Annotated in this window: 17 protein-coding genes and 1 riboswitch; of the genes, 9 read left to right on the top strand and 8 right to left on the bottom strand. The window is 64.5% G+C overall.

The window, feature by feature from the left end; all coding sequences use genetic code 11:
• Positions 1-42: 42 nt before the first annotated feature.
• The 6 genes from AC2ISB_RS06125 to cobU form a co-directional block, all read right to left on the bottom strand.
• The gene (locus AC2ISB_RS06125; protein ID WP_339107370.1) at positions 43-921 is read right to left on the bottom strand and encodes a transglutaminase family protein; all 879 of its coding nucleotides are present in this window, start codon (positions 919-921) and stop codon (positions 43-45) included.
• A 3-nt stretch (positions 922-924) separates the two neighbouring features.
• Positions 925-3342, bottom strand: coding sequence for a circularly permuted type 2 ATP-grasp protein (locus AC2ISB_RS06120; protein ID WP_486576640.1), 2418 nt, complete (start codon positions 3340-3342; stop codon positions 925-927).
• Between the two features lie 24 nt (positions 3343-3366).
• Complete coding sequence (locus tag AC2ISB_RS06115; RefSeq protein WP_406736510.1) at positions 3367-6699, bottom strand: transglutaminase family protein; 3333 nt, start codon at positions 6697-6699, stop codon at positions 3367-3369.
• A 126-nt stretch (positions 6700-6825) separates the two neighbouring features.
• Positions 6826-7578: an adenosylcobinamide-GDP ribazoletransferase gene (locus AC2ISB_RS06110; protein ID WP_339107367.1), complete on the bottom strand. Its 753-nt coding sequence runs from the start codon at positions 7576-7578 to the stop codon at positions 6826-6828.
• Positions 7575-8612 (bottom strand): nicotinate-nucleotide--dimethylbenzimidazole phosphoribosyltransferase, encoded by a 1038-nt coding sequence (gene cobT / locus AC2ISB_RS06105; RefSeq protein WP_486576637.1) that lies wholly within the window; start codon positions 8610-8612, stop codon positions 7575-7577. The genes AC2ISB_RS06110 and cobT overlap by 4 nt, the downstream gene beginning before the upstream one ends.
• Complete coding sequence (gene cobU / locus AC2ISB_RS06100) at positions 8609-9121, bottom strand: bifunctional adenosylcobinamide kinase/adenosylcobinamide-phosphate guanylyltransferase (RefSeq protein WP_339107365.1); 513 nt, start codon at positions 9119-9121, stop codon at positions 8609-8611. The genes cobT and cobU overlap by 4 nt, the downstream gene beginning before the upstream one ends.
• A 48-nt stretch (positions 9122-9169) precedes the next feature.
• Between cobU and AC2ISB_RS06095 the strand changes: the two genes are divergently transcribed.
• Genes AC2ISB_RS06095 through cobD form a run of 4 tightly spaced genes read left to right on the top strand, consistent with a single transcriptional unit; the run spans position 9170 to position 12584 of the window.
• Positions 9170-9754: a histidine phosphatase family protein gene (locus AC2ISB_RS06095; RefSeq protein ID WP_339107364.1), complete on the top strand. Its 585-nt coding sequence runs from the start codon at positions 9170-9172 to the stop codon at positions 9752-9754.
• 11 nt (positions 9755-9765) lie between these two features.
• Positions 9766-10644: a propanediol utilization protein gene (locus tag AC2ISB_RS06090; protein ID WP_486576635.1), complete on the top strand. Its 879-nt coding sequence runs from the start codon at positions 9766-9768 to the stop codon at positions 10642-10644.
• Positions 10644-11582: an adenosylcobinamide-phosphate synthase CbiB gene (cbiB, locus tag AC2ISB_RS06085; protein WP_486576633.1), complete on the top strand. Its 939-nt coding sequence runs from the start codon at positions 10644-10646 to the stop codon at positions 11580-11582. The genes AC2ISB_RS06090 and cbiB overlap by 1 nt, the downstream gene beginning before the upstream one ends.
• Before the next feature lie 27 nt (positions 11583-11609).
• On the top strand, positions 11610-12584 hold the full coding sequence (gene cobD, locus AC2ISB_RS06080) for a threonine-phosphate decarboxylase CobD (protein WP_486576631.1): 975 nt from the start codon (positions 11610-11612) through the stop codon (positions 12582-12584).
• Here cobD and AC2ISB_RS06075 read toward each other — a convergent pair.
• A complete protein-coding gene (locus AC2ISB_RS06075; RefSeq protein ID WP_339109508.1) occupies positions 12564-14009 on the bottom strand; it encodes a cobyric acid synthase in 1446 nt (481 codons plus the stop codon). The genes cobD and AC2ISB_RS06075 overlap by 21 nt on opposite strands.
• Before the next feature lie 311 nt (positions 14010-14320).
• Positions 14321-14959: a cob(I)yrinic acid a,c-diamide adenosyltransferase gene (cobO, locus tag AC2ISB_RS06070; RefSeq protein WP_406736516.1), complete on the bottom strand. Its 639-nt coding sequence runs from the start codon at positions 14957-14959 to the stop codon at positions 14321-14323.
• 38 nt (positions 14960-14997) lie between these two features.
• Positions 14998-15208: riboswitch (cobalamin riboswitch) on the top strand.
• A 91-nt stretch (positions 15209-15299) separates the two neighbouring features.
• Here cobO and AC2ISB_RS06065 point away from each other — a divergent pair.
• From AC2ISB_RS06065 to AC2ISB_RS06045, 5 genes are read left to right on the top strand one after another with little or no spacing between them, the layout of a single operon-like run.
• On the top strand, positions 15300-15668 hold the full coding sequence (locus AC2ISB_RS06065; RefSeq protein ID WP_339107359.1) for a DUF1636 family protein: 369 nt from the start codon (positions 15300-15302) through the stop codon (positions 15666-15668).
• A gap of 3 nt (positions 15669-15671) precedes the next feature.
• Positions 15672-16715 (top strand): cobalamin biosynthesis protein CobW, encoded by a 1044-nt coding sequence (cobW, locus tag AC2ISB_RS06060; protein WP_486576629.1) that lies wholly within the window; start codon positions 15672-15674, stop codon positions 16713-16715.
• A 3-nt stretch (positions 16716-16718) separates the two neighbouring features.
• Entirely contained in the window at positions 16719-19979 is a 3261-nt protein-coding gene (gene cobN, locus AC2ISB_RS06055) for a cobaltochelatase subunit CobN (RefSeq protein WP_486576627.1), read from the top strand.
• Entirely contained in the window at positions 19976-21166 is a 1191-nt protein-coding gene (locus tag AC2ISB_RS06050; protein ID WP_486576626.1) for a precorrin-3B synthase, read from the top strand. The genes cobN and AC2ISB_RS06050 overlap by 4 nt, the downstream gene beginning before the upstream one ends.
• Complete coding sequence (locus AC2ISB_RS06045; protein WP_339107355.1) at positions 21166-21795, top strand: precorrin-8X methylmutase; 630 nt, start codon at positions 21166-21168, stop codon at positions 21793-21795. The genes AC2ISB_RS06050 and AC2ISB_RS06045 overlap by 1 nt, the downstream gene beginning before the upstream one ends.
• Position 21796: the final 1 nt, after the last annotated feature.

Genomic DNA, 21796 nt, shown 5'->3' with positions numbered 1-21796 from the left:
CTCGGCCCTGAACGTCCTCGGCTTTGCCCGCATCCCTCTTCCCTATGGGCGCGGGATTACATCGACCGCTTGCGTGGTCGTGGCCCCGCCCATAGACCGTAGTGCGCCGCGCACGGGGGCCACATCGGCATAATCGCGCCCGTAGCCCACCACGATATAATCGGTCCCCGCGAACTGGTTATTGGTCGGGTCGAACTCGACCCAGCCCATTTCCGATCCCGCCCATGCCCGCACCCAGGCATGCATCGCATCGGCCCCTTCCAGCCGCTCCTGTCCGGGCGGGGGATTGGTGCGCAGAAACCCCGACACATAGCCTGCCGGAATGCCAACCCCGCGCAGCGCGGTGATCATGATATGGGCGAAATCCTGACAGACCCCGCGCCGTGCGGTGAAGGCTTCGGTAGCGGATGTGTCGACGGTGGTGGCGCTTGCATCAAATTCCATCTCGCGGTGCAGAGCATGGCCGATCGCCTCGATGGCCTCAAGGGTGCTCATCTCGCGGATCAGGCAGTCCTGCCCGAAAGCGGTAATGGCGGGGCTGCGCAGGATACGCGCCGACGGTTGGGTGAAATGATGCGGCGCGAGGGGGGCAAGGCTTGCCTGCTGCGCCAGCTCGCGCGGGAGAGTCTGCAGGCTTGCCGAGACATCCATCGCGCGCGGATCCTCTTTGCGCTCGACCTTGGCTGTGACCTCGAACCGCAGCGCCGAGACAGGGCGCGCCCATGCCACCTGACTGGCGGATGTGCCGAAATAATCGGTGAGATCATGGCGCTCGTCAGGGCGGGGCGTAACGACAAGGGCGGCGGCCTGCACCTCTTGCAGACCCGCCAGCCGCGCAGGCATCAGCCGCAGCATATTGCGGGCGCGATCCGTGGGGTAATCGTAATGGTATTCGATGACAAGTTTCAGATCATAGAACATCGGTCATCTCAGATAGGCGGTGGTCAGAAGGTCGGAGACCTGTCCCAATTCATGGCGCAGGTGGCGCAGGCGCTCGGGGGTCAGATCGTCGGGTTCGGCACAGCTGAATTCGGTTTCAAGCTGCATCAGCGCCCGCATCAGCGCATTGGGGCGGCCATGATCCATCGCATGGGGCATCCGCCGCGCCAGATCGCACATGCGCGTCATCAGAAAGGCCAGCGCGCGCGGGTTGTCGCCATCCAGCGCCAGCAGGTCCAGCACGGTGTCGCGGCTGGTTTCCACGCGGAAGCGCCGTTGATGGGTGATCACGCTGTCACAGACCTCGACCGCCAGATCCAGCCCGCCTTCGGGGCTGTCGGGGGCGGCGTAGAGTTCCAGCAGGGTGGTCGTGGCATCAGCGCGTTCCAGCGCCCGCCCGAAGGACAGGAAATGCCATGCGGAAAAGCGATACATATTCTCGTGCACCAGCCCCGAAAAACCGGTGATCTTGCGCAGGAAAACCGACATGGCGCGGGCGGCATCATCGCCCGGCTTTGCGGTTTTCTGCAAGCGCCGCGCCGTGGACAGAAGATCGCTAAGCGCGTTCCAGCCATCGGTGGAGAACCGGTCGCGCACCTTGGCCGCACAGCCCTGCGCCATCTCGAAACGTCCCAGAAGCGTGTCGGGGATCGCTTTCTCGAATGTATAGCCCACCGAGGCAAGGTAGCTGCGCATCAGCTTGAGCCGCGGATCGGCGCTGTTTCCGGTGGCCGCCAGCCGCAGATGATAGGCGCGAAGCAGACGGATCGCGTCCTCGGTCCGTTCGATATAGCGGCCCAGCCAATAAAGGTTGTCGGCAGCGCGTGCCGGCAGAATGCCCGGATCGCTGCGCAGGAAACGGCCGGTCTTTTCGGGGGCAAGGCTCTCTTGCGAGACCGGATGATCGGCCACGATCCAGACATCGGCCACCGAGCCGCCCCGCTGCATGGCCAGCGCCGTGGGGTCTTCGGAGCGTCCGATACGGGCATAGCCGCCATGCAGGAAGCGCCAGCCGGTTTCGGTGCGCGCGGCAAAGACCCGCACGGTCATCGGGCGGGGGGTGATCTGCGCCTCTCCTGCGGCATTGCGCGACCATGCAGGCGTGGTGGATAGCGTCACGGCTTCCTGTCCCACAAGGCTGCGGCCTTCCTCTTCAAGCCATTTTGTCACCGACTCACGGGCCGAGCCGCGAAACTGCCCGCCCAGAGCCGTGGTGGCATTCAGGTCAAAGGGCAGGTTCACCGCATAGGCGGAGCCGATCATCATCCGCTTGGCATTGGCGTTGACATAGGCACGGGCATCGGCGGCCCCGCACCACCATGTCGCGATATTGGGCAGGGTCAGCGGTTTGCCGGTCAGCACCTCGCAGATGCGCGGCAGGAAAGCCAGCATGGCGCGCATCTCCAGAATGCCCGATCCCAGCGCATTGGCCATACCAAGATGGCCCTGCCGGATGGCCTCCATCAGCCCCGGCGTGCCGATCTGGCTGGTCTCGTCCAATTCGATCGGATCGGCAAATCCGGCATCGATCCGCCGCCAGAGCGCCCCGAGCGGCTGTGGCCCCGAGATGGTGCGCACTTTGGCCCGCCCGTCCTCGACGACAATATCTTCCCCCTCCAGCAGCGGGATGCCCAGATAGCGGGCGATATAGGTATGTTCGTAATAGGCTTCGTTCGAGGGGCCGGGGGTCAGGATTGCCGGTGTCGCGCGCAGGTGCTCGCGATCTTCGGCCAGCCGTTCGGACGCTTGCAGAAAGGCCCCGAAAAATCCGGCATGACGATGGATATAGGCGCGCGGGAACCGTTCGGGAAAGGCGCGCCCCGTGGCCATGCGGTTTTCCAGCGCGAACCCCGCCCCTGAGGTCGCCTGTGTCCGATCGCCCAGCACAAACCACGACCCGTCCGGAGAGCGCCCGATCTCGAAGGCCAGAAAATGCAGGTAATGCCCGCCCTTGGGCTTTACCCCCACCATCGGGCGCAGGAATTGCCTGGACCCCGCGATCAGTTCTGCGGGCAGGTGGCCTTGCGTCACCAGATCGGCAGGCCCGTAAAGATCGGCCATCACCTGTTCCAGAAGATCGGCACGCTGGGTCAGCCCCTCGCAGATACCGCGCCATTCCGCCTCGTGCAGGATGACCGGAATATGGCTGAGCGGCCAGCTACGTTCGGTCAGCGGGTCATTGGAATATTGCCGGTAGAACACGCCCGCATCGCGCAGATACAGATCGGCGCGTTCGAAACGGGCCTCGATCTCCTCGGGCGAGAGCCGCAGGAACCGCTCGACAAAGCGGCGCCAGACCGGTCGCATCCGGCCTGTCGCGTCGAAAAGCTCGTCCGCCACCCCCTTTACGGGTGTATACCCTGCCAGCAGCGGGCTGGCAGGCGGGTTTGGTCTATCGGCCATCGCTTCGCCCTAAATGTTCTGCGCCTAGATCAGCCCGACTGGGCGGCGCAGGTCAAGCGTGAGCGGAAATTCGGGGTGGGGCTGTTCCACCTTTGGCACATAGGCGCCGGGTGTGTGGCCGAAGGGCTGGAAGCGCGCGAGACGCCGCGCCTCGGCCTCATTGGCATTGACGGGGAAAGTGTCATAATTGCGCCCGCCCGGATGGGCCACGTTATAGGTGCAGCCGCCAATCGCACGGTTCGACCAAGTGTCATAGATGTCAAAGACCAGAGGCGCATTGGTGGGCAGCGTCGGATGCAGCGATTCCGGCGGTTTCCACGCCTTATAGCGCACCCCCGCGACCGAAGTTCCCGAGGTGCCCGTGGGGGTCATCGGCATGAAGCGCCCGTTACAGGTGACCTTATAGCGGTCCTGATGCAGAGAGGTCATCTTGACCTGCATCCGCTCGACCGAGCTGTCGGTATAGCGGACGGTACCGCCAATCGCGCCGGTCTCGCCCAGCACATGCCACGGCTCCAGCGCCTGTTTCAACTCCAGATGGACGCCCTCGACGGTGATCTGCCCGCAGAAGGGGAAACGGAATTCTTCCTGCGCCACAAACCACGCGGGATCGAAGTCATAGCCATGCAGGCTGAGGTCTTCCAGTAGCGAGAGGAAATCCTGCCAGATGAAATGCGGCAGCATAAAGCGGTCATGCAGCACGGTGCCCCAGCGCACGGGACGGCCCTCAATGGGCGATTTCCACGCGCGGGCAATGATCGCGCGGATCAGAAGCTGCTGGGCCAGCGACATGCGCGGATGGGGCGGCATCTCGAAGCCGCGGAATTCGACAAGCCCCAGACGCCCCGTGGGACCATCGGGGGAATAGAGCTTGTCGATGCAGATCTCGGCGCGGTGGGTATTGCCCGTCACATCGATCAGGATATTGCGCAAGAGGCGGTCGGTCAGCCAAGGCGGCACCGACATATGCGGCTGGATCTGGTGGAGCGCGATCTCAAGCTCGTAAAGACTGTCATGGCGGGCCTCGTCGATCCGTGGCGCCTGCGAGGTCGGGCCGATGAACATGCCCGAGAAGAGATAGCTGAGCGAGGGGTGACGCTGCCACGTCAGGATCAGCGATTTCAACAGATCAGGGCGACGCAGGAAGGGGCTGTCATTGGGGGTCTCGCCCCCCACCACCACATGGTTGCCGCCACCCGTGCCGGTATGACGCCCGTCGATCATGAATTTATCAGCCCCAAGCCGCGAGAGGCGGGCCTCTTCATAGATCGCTTCGGTCGTGGCCACGCAATCCTCCCATGAATGGGCGGGATGGATATTGACCTCGATCACGCCCGGATCGGGGGCCACGCGGATCACATTGAGACGCGGGTCATTTGGCGGCGCATAGCCCTCGATATGGACCTTCAGCCCCAGATTGGCGGCGGCGGCTTCGGCGGCCCGCAGAAGGTCTAGGTAATCCTCCAGCCAGACCACAGGCGGCATGAAGACACATAGCCGCCCGTCGCGCGGCTCGACCGAAAGGGCGGTGCGCACGAAACCGTCGATCTCGGGCGAGCCCTGCGGAACAAAGCCCTGCGTCACAGGCTCGGACGGGATGAAAGAGGCCATCGGCTGGCTGAGCCGTTCGGCCGGTTTCACCGGATCGCGCTTGGGCAGGGGCGGGCGCGGAATCGTCGGATCGGCGGGGTTGTGATAGGGGTATTGCGCAGCGCTCAGATGCGGCAGAGAGGCCAGCGGCAGGCGGTAGCCTGCGGGGCTGTCACCGGGTGCCAGCAGCATCGCACCGCGCCGCAGCTTCCATTGTTCAGAGCGCCAACCCGCACCGCCCGCCTTGGCCTGCCAACGCTGGACCGGCAGCACAAAGGCCGTGGGCGTGGTCAAGCCGCGATCAAAGACGCGGGCGATGCGGTGGCGCGCCTCGGCATCTTCCAGTTTCGAATTCTTGGGCGTCACATTCTCGGGCAGCTGGGCTTCTTTCACCAGCCATTCGGCAGGGTCCTCATAGGCGGGGATGACATAGTTTTCATCGACATCCAGCTGATGGGCGATCTCGCGCATCAGTTCTTGTGCCTGATGGGGCGTGGCATCCTGCGAGGTGCCTTCGGGGGCGATCAGGTCATTATTGGACCAGACCGGCTGGCCATCATGGCGCCAGTAAAGCGAAAACGTCCAGCGCGGCAGGGTCTCGCCCGGATACCATTTGCCCTGACCGTAATGCAGGAAGCCACCGGGGGCAAAACGCGATTGCAGCTTGCGGATCAGCACATCGGCGCGGTCGCGTTTTTGCGGGCCGACGGCGGCGGTATTCCATTCCTCGGACTGGAAGTCATCAATCGACACAAAGGTCGGCTCGCCGCCCATCGTCAGGCGCACATCGCTTGCGACAAGATCGCGGTCAACCTGTTTGCCCAGATCATTCAGCGCGTCCCAAGCCTCGTCGGAAAACGGCTTGGTGATCCGGGGATGTTCGGCCACGCGCGTGACCTGCATGTCGAAATCGAACGCGACCTTGGGCGTGCCATCGGCGGTGAAGCCCCCCGCAATCGGCGCGGCGGTGCGGTAATGGGGGGTGGCCGCCAGCGGGATATGGCTTTCGCCCGTCATCAACCCCGAGGTGGGGTCCAGCCCGATCCAGCCCGCGCCGGGCAGATAGACCTCGACCCAGGCGTGCAGATCGGTGAAATCATGCTCGGTCCCCGAAGGGCCATCCAGCGCCTTTACATCGGGTTTCAGCTGGATCAGATAGCCCGAGACGAAGCGCGCGGCAAAGCCCAACTGACGCAGCACCTGCACCAGAAGCCAGCTGCTGTCACGGCAGGAGCCCGACTTCAGCGTGAGCGTTTCCTCGGGCGTCTGCACGCCCGGTTCCAGCCGGATGGTGTAATCGACAAGGCCGGAAATCTGCGTATTCAGCCCGACCAGAAAATCCACCGTACGGGTCTTCTTGCGCGGAATGCTGGCGACAAAGGCATCCAGCAGCTTGGTGCTTTTTTCGGGCGTGCGATAGACTGCCAGATCGGCGGCATAATCGGCGGGGTAGTCGAAGGGCCAATGCTCGGCGGATTCCTCGACGAAGAAATCGAACGGGTTATAGACCGTCATATCGGCCACAAGATCGACCTCGATCTTGAATTCGCGCACGGGCTCAGGGAAGACAAAACGCGCCAGCCAGTTGCCATAGGGGTCCTGCTGGAGGTTCACGAAATGCTCGGCAGGCGTCACTTTGAGCGAATGCGAAATCACCTTGGTACGCGAATGGGGCGCAGGCCGCAGCCGGATGATCTGTGGCCCAAGCATGACATTTCTGTCGTATTTGTAATGGGTAAGATGATGAATGGATGCATAGATCGCCATGACGCGCTGTCCTTCCAAGGCTGTTAAGACAACCTAGGCAAGCCATGCGCGCAAGGGCCAGCGATTTCGGCGGGCCGCTGGAAGTTTCCCGCCGCCCGCCGGTGTGCGATTATTTTTTAGGCAAATTCAGATCAGTGCCATAAGGCCGATCCAGCCCATGATTTCGGCCACTTGCTGGCTGGCCCCCAAGACGTCGCCGGTCTGGCCGCTGATCTGGCGCCGCGCCACGATGGCGACAGCCCCGCCGCCTGCCAGAACGCATAGCGCCACAACCGGTGCCATCCAGCCGGTCAGGCTCAGCCCCAGCGCGCCATAGAGCAGCGCCAGTGTCAGTGCCGACCGTGGTACCCCATGCGCGGCATGGCCCATCCCGTCCGTGCGGGCAACCGGCATGACATGCTGCCACAGCGCGATCTGTGCCCGCGAGGCCATCGACAGCGCGATCAGGGCTGCCGCCGCCAGATGCGGCCCGTGGGTGTAAAGCGTGGCAATCCCGCAGGCGCGCAGACCATAGGCCAGCACCAGCGCGGTCACCCCGTAGCTGCCGATCCGGCTGTCACGCATGATCTCCAGCTTCTTCTCGCGGTCGCGCCCGCCGCCCAACCCGTCGGCCAGATCGGCCAGCCCGTCCTCATGCAGCGCCCCTGTAAGAAAGGTCAGCGCAACCAGACAAATCAGCGCGGCGGCAAAGGCGGGCAGCCCCAGAAGGGCCGATAGCCAGAGGCTGAGCGCACCGCCAACCCCGATGACCAGACCGGCAATCGGATAGGCCCAGACCGTATGTCCCAGACTGATCCGTTCTTCGGGCAGGCGCCCTGCGGGCAGGCGCGACAACAGCATGATGGCAAGTTGCAGCTCGGCCAGACGTGCGCGGATCATTGTGCGGACACCGCCGGTTCTTCCGCCCCGTCGACCCCCGCTTCGGCAAAGGTGGCCATTCCGTTATGGCATTCCAGCGCCGAGCGCAGGATCCCCAGCGAAAGGGCCGCGCCCGTGCCCTCGCCAAGGCGCATGTCGAAATTGAGGATCGGTTGTTTATCAAGCGCCGCCAGCAGCTTGCGATGGCCCGGCTCGACGCTGACATGCCCCACAAGGCAATGCGCCAGAAGGGCGGGGTCTACGCCGTGAAGCGGGGCCGCCGACGCGGTGCAGATAAACCCGTCCAGCAGCACGGGGATACGATACATCCGCGCCGCCAGCACCGCACCGCAGATCGCGGCCTGTTCACGCCCGCCCAGTGCCGCCAGAATATGTTTGGCAGACAGTCCCTTATGGCGCTCCAGCCCGCGGCTGATGGCCGAGACCTTGCGCATCACGCCCGCATCATCCGATCCGGTGCCGCGCCCGACCCAATCGCCGACCTCACCGCCAAACAGGGCCGCCGCCAGCGCCGCGGCAATGGTCGAGTTGCCGATCCCCATCTCGCCCAGAATCAGCACATCCGCTTCGGGGTCCACCGCCGCCGCCCCGCGATTGAGCGCGTCCAGCGTTTCGGCCTCGGTCATGGCTGGCGCTTGCGTAAAATCCGCCGTGGGCGTGTCCAGATCCAGCGCCACAGCCGAAAGTTCGGCCCCGTTGGCACGGCAAAGCTGGTTGATCGCCGCCCCGCCATGTTTGTAATTGGCCACCATCTGCGCGGTCACCGATTGCGGGAAGGGATTCACCCCTTGGGCACAAACCCCATGATTTCCGGCAAAAACAAGGGCCTGCGCCTTGCGGATATGCGGGCGCTCGCGGCGTTGCCAGCCCGCCATGAAGATCGCCAGATCCTCCAGCCGCCCCAAAGACCCCGGCGGCTTGGTCAGCTGTTCCTGACGGGACTTGGCCAGATCGGCCGCAGCATGATCGAAGACCGGCAGCTTGTCGGCCAGAACGTCCAGTTCGGACAGGGCGGAAAGAGGAAAGAGGCTCATTGCGGTTTGACCTTTAACGCATAGCCGCAGGTGACCAGATAGACCTCGTCTGCTAGCGCGGCTATTTTTTGATTAACGTGCCCCTGCGCGTCTCTGAAACGGCGCGCAAGAGCGTTTTCGGGGACGATTCCCATACCAACCTCGTTGGTGACAAAAACCACCGGAGATGTCAGGCGAGACAAAGTGGCAAGAAGCGCGTCCAGCTCCTGCGCCAGATCGCGGTCTTCCATCATCAGATTGGTCAGCCACATGGTCAGGCAATCGACAAGGCGCGGGGCGGTGCCATCTGTCTCGCGCAGGGCTCGGGCAAGATCGATCGGGGCTTCGATATCGCGCCAGCCCGTCACGCGGCGGGCACGGTGTTCATCGACACGCTCCTGTGTCTCGTCGTCCCAGATTCGGGCGGTGGCAATATAGATCGCGGGGGAGCCAAGGCGCTGTGCCTGCTCCTCTGCAAGGCGGGATTTGCCCGAACGGGCCCCGCCGGTCATTAGTATGATCTTGCTCATCGAGCGATGACAAAGCAGAAAAGGGCTGAAAAGCAAAGAGGAAGATTCATGTCGATCACGCCCGCGTCAGAGGCGACCGAGCTGGTTCTGATCCGGCACGCGCCTGTTATCGGGGATGGCTGCGTCTATGGGCGGCGCGATCTGGCAGCCTGCCTGCCCGCGCCCGAGCAGCTGGCGCGGATCGCCCTGACGGTGGGGGCGGTGGACCGGATCGTGGCCAGTCCCGCGCTGCGCTGCCAGCAGACAGCCAAAGCGCTTTGGCCCACAGAACCGATCACCCTGAACGCCGATCTGTGGGAGCAGGATCTGGGGGCATGGGAAGGGCGCGCCTATGCCGAGCTGCCCGATCTGGGGCCGCTGCCGCTAAAGGATCTGGCGGCGCATCGCCCCCCTGACGGGGAAAGCTTTCTGGATCTGGGGCAGCGGGTCATCCGCGCGATCGACACGCTCGCGGCGTCACCGGGGCGGATTGCGGTGGTCGCCCATGCGGGCAGTATCCGTGCGGTTCTGGGCTGGGCCACAGGCGCGCTGCAGGGTGGATTGCGCTTTGGCATCGACCCTTTGTCGCTCAGCCATGTGACAGTCCTGCGGCCCGAGGGAGCGGTGATTACCGCCGTGAACCGATGCGTCTGAGCGACCGCCCGATGCCGCGCCACGCCGCCGTTCGGGTCAGTGGCCATTTCGGGGAATTCCTGCAGGGGCGGCTCGGGCCTTCAGGGCCGGTGGCGCTGGTGTCGGTGCCTTGCGCGCCACTACAGGCGGTGCTTTCGGTGCAGCCGTCCCGCGTCTTCGGGCTGCATGATCCGATACGGCTTTTGCCACGTGACGCGCTGCGCCGGCTTGGACAGTTGCTGCGCCCGTTACGGGGTGGCCCGCTACGGGGAGGCAGGCTTCGGGGGCGGCTTAGGCTGGCCACCAATATGCTGCCCGGCGCGGGGACGGGGGCCTCGACTGCGGCCTTGGTGGCGGTGATTCGCTATCTGGCCCCCTGGCTGGCCCCGCAGGAGGTCATGCGGATCTGCTGGCAGATCGAGGGGGCAACCGACCCGCTGGCCTTTGCCGAACCCGCAGCGCAGCTTTGGGCTTCGCGCTTGGGGCAGGGGCTGGTGCCGCTTCCGGCCCCGCCGCCGATGCGCATCATTGGCGGGCTCTGGGGTGGGCCCGAACGGACCGATCCGGCAGATAGCCACTTTGCCGATCTCTGCGATCTGGTGCCACAATGGCACGGCGCGGCGCAGCGGGGCGACTTGCCGGAGATTGCCCGTCTGGCATCGTTGAGTGCGGCGCGCACGGCAGCCATCCGGGGCCCGACCGCCGATCCTACCGCACAGATTGCAAGCCAGCTTTCCTGCCTCGGCTATCTGCGCGCGCATACCGGTTCTGCCCGCGGGCTGATCCTCGAGCGGACGGCGCCGCCTGCGCAACGTCAGGCGGCACATGACAAATTGCGTGCGGCAGGATATGGGCGGGTGATGGAATTCACCCTTGGGGCCATGTCGCCGCAAGACGGGCGGAGAGAATGATGACAGGCGCGCTTTTGATGGTGATCGGGCTGGTGGCGGATGGCCTCTTTGGCTGGCCGCAGGCCGTGTTCCGCCGCATCGGTCATCCGGTCACATGGATCGGGGCCCTGATCAGCGCGCTCGAGCCGCGTCTGAACCGGTGCCACTGGTCCGACCGGCAGCGGTTCTGGTGCGGGGTGACGACCTCTGTTCTGGTGATCGGGGTCACCACGGGCATGGCCTGTCTTGTGCAATGGATGCTGCCCGAGACGTGGATCGGCACGCTTTTGCTGGGGCTATGCGCGTGGCCGCTGATCGCGGCGCGTTCGATGTATAGCCATGTGGCCGCTGTGGCGCGCCCGCTTTGTGCGGGCGATCTGCCGCAGGCACGGATTGCGGTGTCGATGATCGTCGGGCGCGATCCCTCCCGTCTGGACAGGGCGGGGGTCGCCCGTGCCGCCCTCGAGAGCCTCGCCGAGAACACCTCCGACGGGATTGTGGCACCGGTCTTCTGGGGTGTCGTGCTGGGCCTGCCGGGGATTGCGGCCTATAAGGCGATCAATACGCTGGATTCCATGATCGGCCATCGCAACGCGCGGTATGAGTGGTTTGGCAAATTTGCGGCGCGGCTGGATGATCTGGTCAATCTTGCGCCTGCACGGCTGAGCGGGGGGCTTTTTGCGCTGGTTTCCGCGCCGATGCGCGCGCTGCGGGTGATGCGCCGTGATGCGGGGCTGCACCGTTCGCCCAATGCGGGCTGGCCCGAAGCCGCTTTGGCCGCAGGGCTTCAGGTGCGCCTGTCCGGTCCGCGCATCTATGGCACCCATATGGCCGACGAGCCTTTCGTGAATGCCGCGGCCCCCGATCCCGTGCCGCAGGATCTGCAACGCGGATTGCGGCTTTATCTGCGGGCGATGGGGCTTATGGGGCTCTGTCTTCTTGCTCTGGCCTTTGTCTGAAACGGCCCCTGTTCTGAAAGGTATCCTATGCGCGATCACGGCGGAAATCTCGATCAGGCGATGGCCATATTCGGGGGCGATGACTGGATCGATCTCTCGACCGGCATCAATCGCGTGCCTTATCCCGTGCCCGCTCTGCCGTCGCAGGCCTATACCGATCTGCCGACGCGCAGCGCGATGGAGGGCCTTCTGGCCGTGGCGCGCCGGACCTATGGCCTGAAAGACGCCGCGATTGCCGCGCTGGCCGGTGCGCAGGCCGCCATCCAGACCCTGCCGCATATCATCGGCGGGCCGAAACGGGCGCGGGTGCTTGGCCCGACCTATAACGAACATGCTGCCAGCCTGCGACAGGCGGGCTGGGAGGTGCAGGAGGTCACCACGATCGCAGAGCTGCGCGGGGCCGATCTGGCGGTTGTGGTCAACCCCAACAACCCCGACGGGCAGAGCCATCCCGCCACGACATTACTGGCGCTGCGTCAGAAGGTCGGCGCGCTGGTGGTCGATGAAAGCTTTGCCGATCCGCGCCCCGATCTGTCAGTGGTGGCCCATCTTGGTGCGCCGGATCTGTTCGTGCTGCGGTCCTTCGGGAAATTCTACGGTCTGGCCGGGCTGCGCTTGGGCTTTGTGCTGGGGGCAGAGGCCCAGATTGCGCAGATCCGGCAGATGGCGGGTCCGTGGCCGGTTTGCGGTGCGGCGCTGGCGATCGGGCAGCAGGCGCTGGCCGATACCCGCTGGCAGCAACAGACCTGCGCGCGGCTGCATGAGGATGTCATCCGTATGGACAGCCTCGCACAGCGCGCGGGCTGGCAACGGGCGGGCGGGGCCGAACTGTTCCGGCTATACGAGACCCCCGATGCCACAGGCGCGCAGACCTGCCTTGCACGCGCGCGCATCTGGAGCCGGATTTTCCCGTGGCATCCGCGCTGGATCAGGCTGGGCCTGCCCGGTTCCGCGCAGGAATGGGCACGGTTGGAGGCGGTCCTAACGGGCGAGGGCCAGTAGCCCCGCCACATCCAGATGCGCTTCCAGATGGTCGGCAAGCCGGTCAAGCGTCGCCTCGACCAGCGCGCCGTGATTCATGCCGCTAGACTGTGCCCCCAGCGCGCGCAGCCATGCGCTGCGGAACCCGTCATCACCGAACATCCCGTGCAGATAGCTGCCGCTGACCCGTCCATCCGCCGATATCGCCCCCTCGGGCGTGCCCTCGACATAGGCAAAGGGGCGCGCCCTATCGGGGCCATCACTGCGCCCGATATGGATTTCATAGCCGGAAAACATCGCGCCCGAGGCGGCATGACGGGCGCTGACGCGGGTCAGGCGCTTTTGCGCCACCATCTGCGTATCGACCTCCAGAAAGCCCAGCCCCGCCTCGGTGCCCGCAGGCCCTTCCAGCCCGTGCGGGTCCTGAATGCTGCGGCCAAGCATCTGGTATCCCCCGCAAATCCCCAGAATATGCCCGCCGCGCCGCAGATGGGCCTGCAGGTCGATATCCCAGCCTTGCGCGCGCAGGAAGGCCAGATCGCCGCGCGTCGATTTCGATCCGGGCAGAATCACCAGATCGGTGTCTCCGGGCAGGGCCTGACCGGCCCGCAGGATCGAGACCTGAACCGAAGGCTCCTGCATCAGGGGATCGAGATCATCGAAATTGGCAATGCGCGACAGCCCCAGACAGACCACTTTCAGCCCCGCCCCTTGCGAGACTTTCGGCAAGTCCAGAGCATCCTCGGCAGGGAGGCGACCGGCCTCGGCAAACCACGGCAGAACGCCGAACCCGCGCCATCCGGTACGTGTCTCGATCAGCCGGTAGCCCTCATCGAAAAGCCGTGGATCTCCGCGGAACTTGTTGATCAGGAAGCCGGCAATCTGCGCCGCATCCTGCGCGGACAGAACGGCCTGTGTGCCCACGATCTGCGCGATGACCCCGCCGCGGTCAATATCGCCCGCCAGCACCACCGGCACATCCGCGGCACAGGCAAAGCCCATATTGGCAATGTCATTGGCGCGCAGATTGACCTCGGCAGGGCTGCCCGCGCCCTCGACGATCACCAGATCATGGCGGGCGCGCAAACGGTTGAAACTGTCCAGAACCGCGCCCATCAGGGACGGTTTCAGCGCGGCATAGTCCCGCGCGCGCACGGTGGTCAGGCGCTGGCCCTGCACCACGACCTGCGATCCCGTCTCGCTTTCGGGCTTGAGCAGGACAGGGTTCATATCGGTGACGGGCTCCAGCCCGCAGGCCAGTGCCTGAAGCGCCTGCGCCCGACCGATTTCGCCACCATCCGCCGTGACCGCTGCGTTATTGGACATGTTCTGCGGCTTGAACGGGGCCACCGTCAGCCCGCGCCGCCGTGCGGCCCTGCAAAGCCCTGCCACCAGCATCGATTTGCCGACATTGGAGCCCGCGCCCTGAATCATCAGCGCCACCATCACGCAGCCCTCCGGCCTGTCACGTCACGCTGCGCCGCGCCAGGGCAGCCCCGTCCCCAAGCCGCCGAGCACGGGCGGGACTGCACCGCATCTCGACCAAGACAGTGGCAGCTGGCTTCGGGAAATGCGGTGCGCCCACCTTCTGCCAGCTTCGGGACCCTGCCGAATGTGGCAGGAGCATCATGGCGTAACATCGTTAAAATAACCTTGTTTTCCCTCATCCCGAAAGCCCCGCATGTAAACTGGTCCGGCAGGGCTTCCCAAGGACGATGCGTCAAGCAAGCCTTTTCGCAAAAACGGCCCGCGATCGTTCAGAATTCCACGCCTTTCTGGCCCTTGATCCCCGAGCGGAACGGGTGCTTGACCAAGGTCATCTCGGTGACCAGATCGGCGACCTCGATCAGCGCGTCCTTGGCATTGCGCCCCGTCAGCGCCACATGGGTCATCGGCGGTTTCTCGTCGCGCAGGAAGGTCACGACCTCGTCGATATCCAGATAGTCATAGCGCAGCGCGATATTGATCTCGTCCAGCAGCACGAAACGGATTTCCGGATTGCGGATCAGCTCTTTCGCTTTTTCCCACCCGCGCTTGGCCATCGCGACATCTCGGGCGCGGTCCTGCGTTTCCCAAGTGAAACCTTCCCCCATCGCGTAGAACTGGCAGATATTGGAGAAATGCTCTTCGATCAGACGACGTTCGCCCGTATCCCATGCGCCCTTGATGAACTGCACGACAGCGCAGGGCATTTCATGGGCGATACAGCGCAAGATCATCCCGAAACCGGCAGAGGATTTGCCCTTACCTGCGCCGGTATTGACGATGATCAGACCTTTTTCGCCTTCCTTGGTGGCCATGATCTTGTCACGGGCGGCCTTCTTCTTGGCCATCTTGCTGGCATGGCGGTCGGCCATATCTTCGGGCGAGGGGGTCGTTTGCGATGTCTCGGGCATCGGGATCTCCTTCCTTGACAAAGGCGGGGCACTCACGTCTTTTAGCCCTGCGTTCAGGTTCCTGTCTATGACAGGTGAAAAGGGAATGCGATAGGGACGGTGCGACACGGTCCCAAGCGCAGCCGCCCCCGCGACCGTGACCGAAGAGGCCGCATGCCACTGGAGCCATCCGGGAAGGCGCGACCGGCAGGAGGAGACTCTCTTCCTGACTTCGCAAGCCGGGAGACCTGCCTGAGACGCGGATGAGAACGGGCGATCGGGGTGTGTCGTGGCCGGACGGAAGGGGAAACCGGTGGTTTCGGCTTTCGGCCAGTGCTATGCGCCCTGTAAGGGAGAGCATATGACAGATGTAACCGTGACAATCTGCACCACCTGCCGCCGCGCAGGGGACGAGGCCGATCCGCGTCCGGGAACGCGGTTGCATCAGGCGCTGCAGCACGCCGACCTGCCGCAGGGCGTAAAGGTGCGGGCTGCCGAATGTCTTTCGGCCTGCACGCGGTCCTGTTCGATGGTTCTGGCCGGAGGGGCGCAGCGTTGGACCTATGTCTATGGCGATCTCGATCCCGATCTGCATCTTGAGGATATCCTTAGCGGGATCCGCGCCTATAAGGACACCACCGATGGTCTGGTGCCTTGGCGCGCACGCCCGGTAATCTTTCGCAAACAATCCATTGCGCGTATTCCGCCGCAAAATGATCCGCAGGAGTGATCAATGACCAATCTCGCAAAGGTTCCGGTAACGGTTGTCACAGGGTTTCTGGGCGCGGGCAAAACCACGCTGATCCGCCATCTGATGCAAAACCCGCAAGGCCGCCGTCTGGCCGTGCTGGTCAATGAATTCGGCACCGCAGGGGTGGATGGGGATATCCTCAAATCCTGCGCCGATGAAAACTGCCCCGAGAATAACATCCTCGAACTGGCCAATGGCTGCATCTGCTGCACCGTGGCCGATGAATTCATTCCCACCATCGAACGCCTTCTGGCGCTGCCTGAAACCCCCGACCATATCCTGATCGAGACCTCGGGGCTGGCGCTGCCCAAACCGCTTCTGAAAGCCTTCGACTGGCCTGCGATCCGTTCGCGGATCACGGTGGACGGGGTGATCGCGCTGGCGGATGCCGAGGCTGTCGCCTCCGGCCAGTTCGCGCCCGATCTGGGAGCGGTCGATGCACAGCGCGCCGCCGATCCCTCGCTTGATCATGAAACGCCGCTGTCGGAGGTCTTCGAGGACCAGATCGCCTGCGCCGATATCGTGCTTCTGTCCAAAGCCGATCTGGCGGGCGAGGAGGGGCTGGCAAAAGCCCGTGCCGTCATCGAGGCCGAGGCCCCGCGCAAGCTGCCGATCCTGCCGATGACCGAAGGCGAAATCGACCCGCAGGTTATCTTGGGGCTGAATGCGGCGGCGGAAGACGACCTTGAGGCGCGCCCGTCCCATCATGACGGCCACCACGACCATGAACATGACGATTTCGACACGATTGTCGTGGATCTGGGCGAGATCGAGGATATCGCAGGGCTTGAGGCACGCATGATCGCGATGGCGGAGGATCTCAATATCCTGCGGATGAAAGGCTATCTGGCGGTGAAGGGCAAGCCGATGCGCTATCTGGTGCAGGCGGTGGGCACCCGCCTGCGCGGCCAGTTCGACCAGCCTTGGGGCAGCCGTCCGCGTGCCTCGCAGCTGGTGGTGATTGCCGAGCATGATCATATCGACCGTGCGGCGATCGAAACCGCTTTGGGACTGGTATCGGCCTAAATCATGCATGTCGTCTTTCGCGAAACTCACGGGCTTGATCAATCCGATCAGCCGCAGGATCTGGCGCAGGCCCCTGCGGATCTGGTGGTGCTGTCTTTTTCCGATAGTGATCTGGGCGCGTTCGCGGCAGGCTGGAAACGTGCGCAGGGGGGCAGCCCGCTGCCCTCTTGCCGACTGGCCAATCTGGTCGCGCTGAAACATCCGCTTTCGGTCGATACCTATGTCGAACAGACCCTTTCGGGGGCAAAGGGCGTGCTTGTGCGGTTGATTGGTGGCGAAAGCTACTGGCCTTACGGGCTGGCCTGCCTGCAGGATCTGGCGCGGCGCAAGGGCATCGCACTGGCGGTCCTGCCTGCGGATGGGCGCGAGGATGCGCGCCTTGATGCGCTTTCCACGCTGCCGGTCTCGACATTGCGGCGCTTGCAGGCGCTGTGCGATGCGGGCGGGGCGGTGGCCGCACAGGCCGCGCTGGCCCAGCTTGCTCTGGCTGCGGGGCTGTATGCGGGGCCGGTGGCGGGGCTGAAATCGGTGCCCGATTACGGGTTCTACCTGCCCGAAAAGGGCGTTATTGCGCCGCCCGAGGACACCGGGCCGGTGGCCTTTGTGACCTTCTACCGGTCCTATCTGACGGCGGCCGATACCGCCCCTGTCGATGCCTTGATCGAAGCGCTTCGGGCGCGGGGATTTGCAGCTTTCGGGGTCTTTGTGCCCTCCCTGAAAGCGGCGGGTGTGCCGGATTGGCTGCGCGGTGAGATTGCGCGGCTCAAACCGGTTGCAATCGTTAATGCCACCGCGTTTTCGGCGCAGGGTGCCGAAGGTGGCTCGCCCTTGGATCAGGCCGATGTGCCGGTGGTGCAGGTGGCGCTTTCCACCGCGCAGCGCCGCGATTGGGCCGCCTCCGAGCGCGGTCTCGCCCCTTCGGATCTGGCGATGCATGTTGTGCTGCCCGAGGTGGATGGCCGCCTGTTTGGTGGCGTGATCTCATTCAAAAGCCCCGGCAAACGCGATCCGGATCTGCAATATTCCCGTTTCGCCCATCGCCCCGATCTGGGGCGGGTCGCGCAGGTTGCCGAACGGGTTCTGGCGCTGTATCGGCTCGGTCAGATGCCTGCCGCGCAAAAACGTCTGGCCTTCGTGCTTTCGACCTATCCGGGCAAGAGCTACCAGATTGCCCATGCGGTGGGGCTGGATGCCTTGGCCTCGGTGGAACATCTGGTGGCGACGCTTGCGGAAGAGGGATATCCCCTGACCAAAGTCAGCGATCTGGGCGCCGTCTTGCAGCATGCCGTGCTGCACTATTCGCTGGATGACTATCGGCTGGCGCTGGCCAATCTGCCCGACAGTCTGCGCGATGATCTGGCCGAGGCATGGGGTGCCCCCGAGGACGACCCCGCCTGCCGCAACGGGCAGTTCCAGTTTCCGGCGATCCGCTGTGGTAAGGGGGTCGTGGCGTTGCAGCCCGAACGCGCCGATCGTGCCTCGCGCGAGACGGATTATCACGATCTGTCACGCGTGCCACGTCATGCCTATGTGGCCTTCTATCTCTGGCTGCGTGGCCAGACCGATGCGGTCCTCCATATGGGCGCACATGGCACGGTTGAATGGCTGCCCGGGAAATCTGTCGCCTTATCAGAAGCTTGCTGGCCAGAGGCCCTGCTGGCCGCCTGTCCTGTCATCTATCCGTTTATCGTGAATGATCCGGGCGAGGCCGCACAGGCCAAGCGTCGCATCGGCGCTGTAACGATTGGCCATGTACCGCCGCCCTTGGCGCAGACCGCGATGCCTGAAAACCTGATGCGGCTGGAGGCGTTGATGGATGAATATTCCACCGCCGACGGGTTGGACCCCGCCCGCCGCGACCGCCTTATTGCCGATATCCGTGCCGAGGCACAGGGGCGCGGGGTAGAGGCCGATCTGGGGATCGCAGAGGCCGCCTCGGCCGCCGAGGCGATCACCCGTCTGGATGCGTTCGTCTGCGACATCAAGGAAAGCCAATATGCCGAAGGGCTGCATGTGTTTGGCACCGGCGCCTGCGGCACGGCGGAGACGCAAGGGGTGATCCGCGCGCTGGCGGGGCGTTTCGTGCCGCCCGGTCCTTCGGGCAGTCCGCATCGGGGGCGGGCGGATGTGCTGCCGACGGGGCGCAATCTCTTTACCACCGATCCGCGCGCAGTGCCGTCGCGGGCGGCCTATACCCAAGGGGTCAAGCTGGCCGAAGAGCTGATCCGCCGTCACCTGCAGGATCACGGGGATTGGCCACAGGGGCTGGTTGTCGATCTGTGGGGGTCGGCCACGATGCGCACCGCAGGCGAAGAATTTGCGATGGCGCTGCATCTTGCCGGTATCAAACCGGTTTGGGATAGCAATTCCGAACGGGTTTCGGGGTTCGAGCTGCTGCCGCTGGCCTTGCTTAACCGTCCGCGGATCGATGTGACCTTGCGGGTGTCAGGGTTGTTCCGTGACGTGTTTCCGGGGTTGGCGCAGCTTTTCGAACTGGCGGCAGAGGCTTTGGCACAGCGCGAGGAAGCGGCAGAAGACAATCCCTATCGGGCCAGAACCCCGCGCGTTTTCGGCCCCAAACCCGGTCTTTACGGGTTGAATATGGGAGAGGCGCTTGAGGATTATTCCGATGAGGGGCGTGTGATGGCGGGGGAGGCATGGCTGAATGCTTCGTCCCATGCGATTGATGCCAAAGGAAATATCATGCCCGCCCGTGCGGCACTCGAGATGCGGCTGGCAGAGGCGGATACATTCGTGCATCTGCAGGATCTGCCCGAGACGGATCTTCTTGTGGCTTCGGATTATGCCGCGCATGAGGCGGGCTTTGCGGCGGCAATGGCGCGTCTGGGGCAGGCGGCCCCGAAATCCTACCATCTGGATGCCACCCGTCCCGATCAGCCCCGTGCCCGTGCCTTGACGGAAGAAATCGCCCGTGTGGTGCGGGCGCGCGCCGCCAATCCGGATTGGGCCGATAGCATGATGCAGCACGGCTTTCGTGGCGGGGCTGAAATTGCCGCGACACTGGATCATCTTGCCGCGTTCGCGCATCTGTCACGCGCTGTGCCGAGCCATCTGTTCGACCTCTATTTCGAGGCCACTCTGGGCCGCAGCGAGGTGGTCGATTTCCTTGAAAAGGACAATCCGCAGGCACTGGCGGCGATGTGGGATAGGTTTCGGGCCTTGTCTGATGCTAACCTCTGGGTTACGCGGCGCAATTCGATTCAGGATGCGCTGGCTCAAACCGCTTTGGGAGCAGATGAATGACACAGGCCACAGGGCAGCCGCAGGCCCCGCAAGGCAATGCAGCGCAGATCAGGGGGTGGTGCCCCGGTGCCCATAGACCGATGCTGTCGGGCGACGGGCTGGTGGTGCGGGTCCGGCCTTGGTACGGGCGGCTGACGAAAGGGCAGGCAGGGGCGCTGGCGGGCCTGTCCGCGCAATTCGGCAACGGTCTCATCGACCTGTCCTCGCGCGGCAACCTGCAGCTGCGGGGGATCCGGCCCGAAGATCACGAGGCCGTGCTGAAGGCGCTGGCACCGTTGGGGCTGCTTGATCATTCGCTGGCTGCCGAGACGCGGCGCAATGTCATCACCCAGCCCTTCTGGCAGATGGGCGATCTGACCCAGCGGCTTGGCGATGCGCTGAGCGCGGCGCTGGCCGGTGAGGACGGCCCCGCGCTTCCGGCGAAATTCGGCTTTGCGGTGGATTGCGGCGAGGTGCCCCTGTTGCAGGACGCCTCTGCCGATATCCGGCTCGAACGCGGGCAGGCGGGGTTGATCTGCCGTGCGGACGGGGCCAGCGCCGGACGTCCCGTGACCGTGCAAACGGCTGTGGCGGCCTGTCTGGAGATGGCCGAATGGTTTCTGTCCAGCGGCGGCATGACCGAAGGGCGTGGCCGGATGCACCGGCATCTGGCGCAGGGGGCGGATCTGCCGCCTGCATGGCGCGAAAGCCCCAAACAGAAGGGGGCGGCGCCCCCCGCTCCGGAGCTTTTGCCACAGGGCGCGTTTTTTGGCGTGGCCTTCGGGCAGATCAGGGCCGAGGAACTGGCCGAGATTGCCAGCTATGGCAAGCTGCGTCTGACGCCGTGGCGCATGGTTCTTGTCGAGCAGGCCCGTGAATTTCCGCATATTGCCAGTGCTGTGACCAGGGCCGATGATCCGCGCCTGCGGATGTCTGCCTGCACGGGCGCGCCTGCCTGCCCGCAAGGTCTCAGCCCGACACGGCCTCTGGCACAGAAGATCGCCAGACAGGGCCTGCCGGCTGGCGGGCACCTGCATATCTCGGGCTGCACCAAGGGCTGTGCCCACCCGCAAGACTGCGACATGGTGGCGGTGGCGACCGCCAGCGGATGGGCCTTTGGCCGGAACTGCCGGAGTTCGGCGCTGGCTGCGGGGCATTTGAGTGAAACCGAATTGACCAAAGAAATCAGAGAAGGCGCGGGGGACTAATGCCGCATTTATACGAAACCGACGGGGCCAAAATCTACGCGGAGAGCTTTGCGACGATCCGTGCCGAGGCCGATCTGGCACGGTTTGACACGGATGAAGAACCGGTTGTGGTGCGGATGATCCACGCCGCGGGGCTGGTGGGGCTGGAACGCGATGTGATATTTTCGCCGGGCATGGCCAGCATTGCCCGCGCCGCCCTTCAGGCGGGGGCCCCGATCCTGTGTGATGCGCGGATGGTCTCGGAAGGCATCACCCGCGCGCGGTTGCCTGCGCAAAACGAGGTGATCTGCACCTTGCACAGCCCCGATATCGTCGAGCGTGCGAAGGCGATGGGCAATACGCGTTCGGCGGCGGCGCTGGAGCTGTGGCGCCCGCATCTGGCCGGTGCGGTGGTGGCCATCGGCAATGCGCCCACGGCCCTGTTCCATCTGCTCAATATGCTGGAAGACCCCGACTGCCCGCGTCCGGCGGCGATTATCGGCTGCCCTGTCGGCTTTGTGGGGGCGGCGGAATCCAAAGAGGCACTGATGCAGGATCTGCCCGTGCCCTCGGTCATCGTGCGCGGACGCTTGGGAGGCTCGGCGATTACCGTGGCGGCCGTCAACGCGCTGGCCAGCCGGAAGGAATAAG

The sequence above is a fragment of the Thioclava sp. NS-SX20 genome (genome assembly GCF_057380695.1).
Note: the sequence above shows the minus strand (reverse complement) of the source record. Positions and strands in the feature narration are given on the sequence as shown.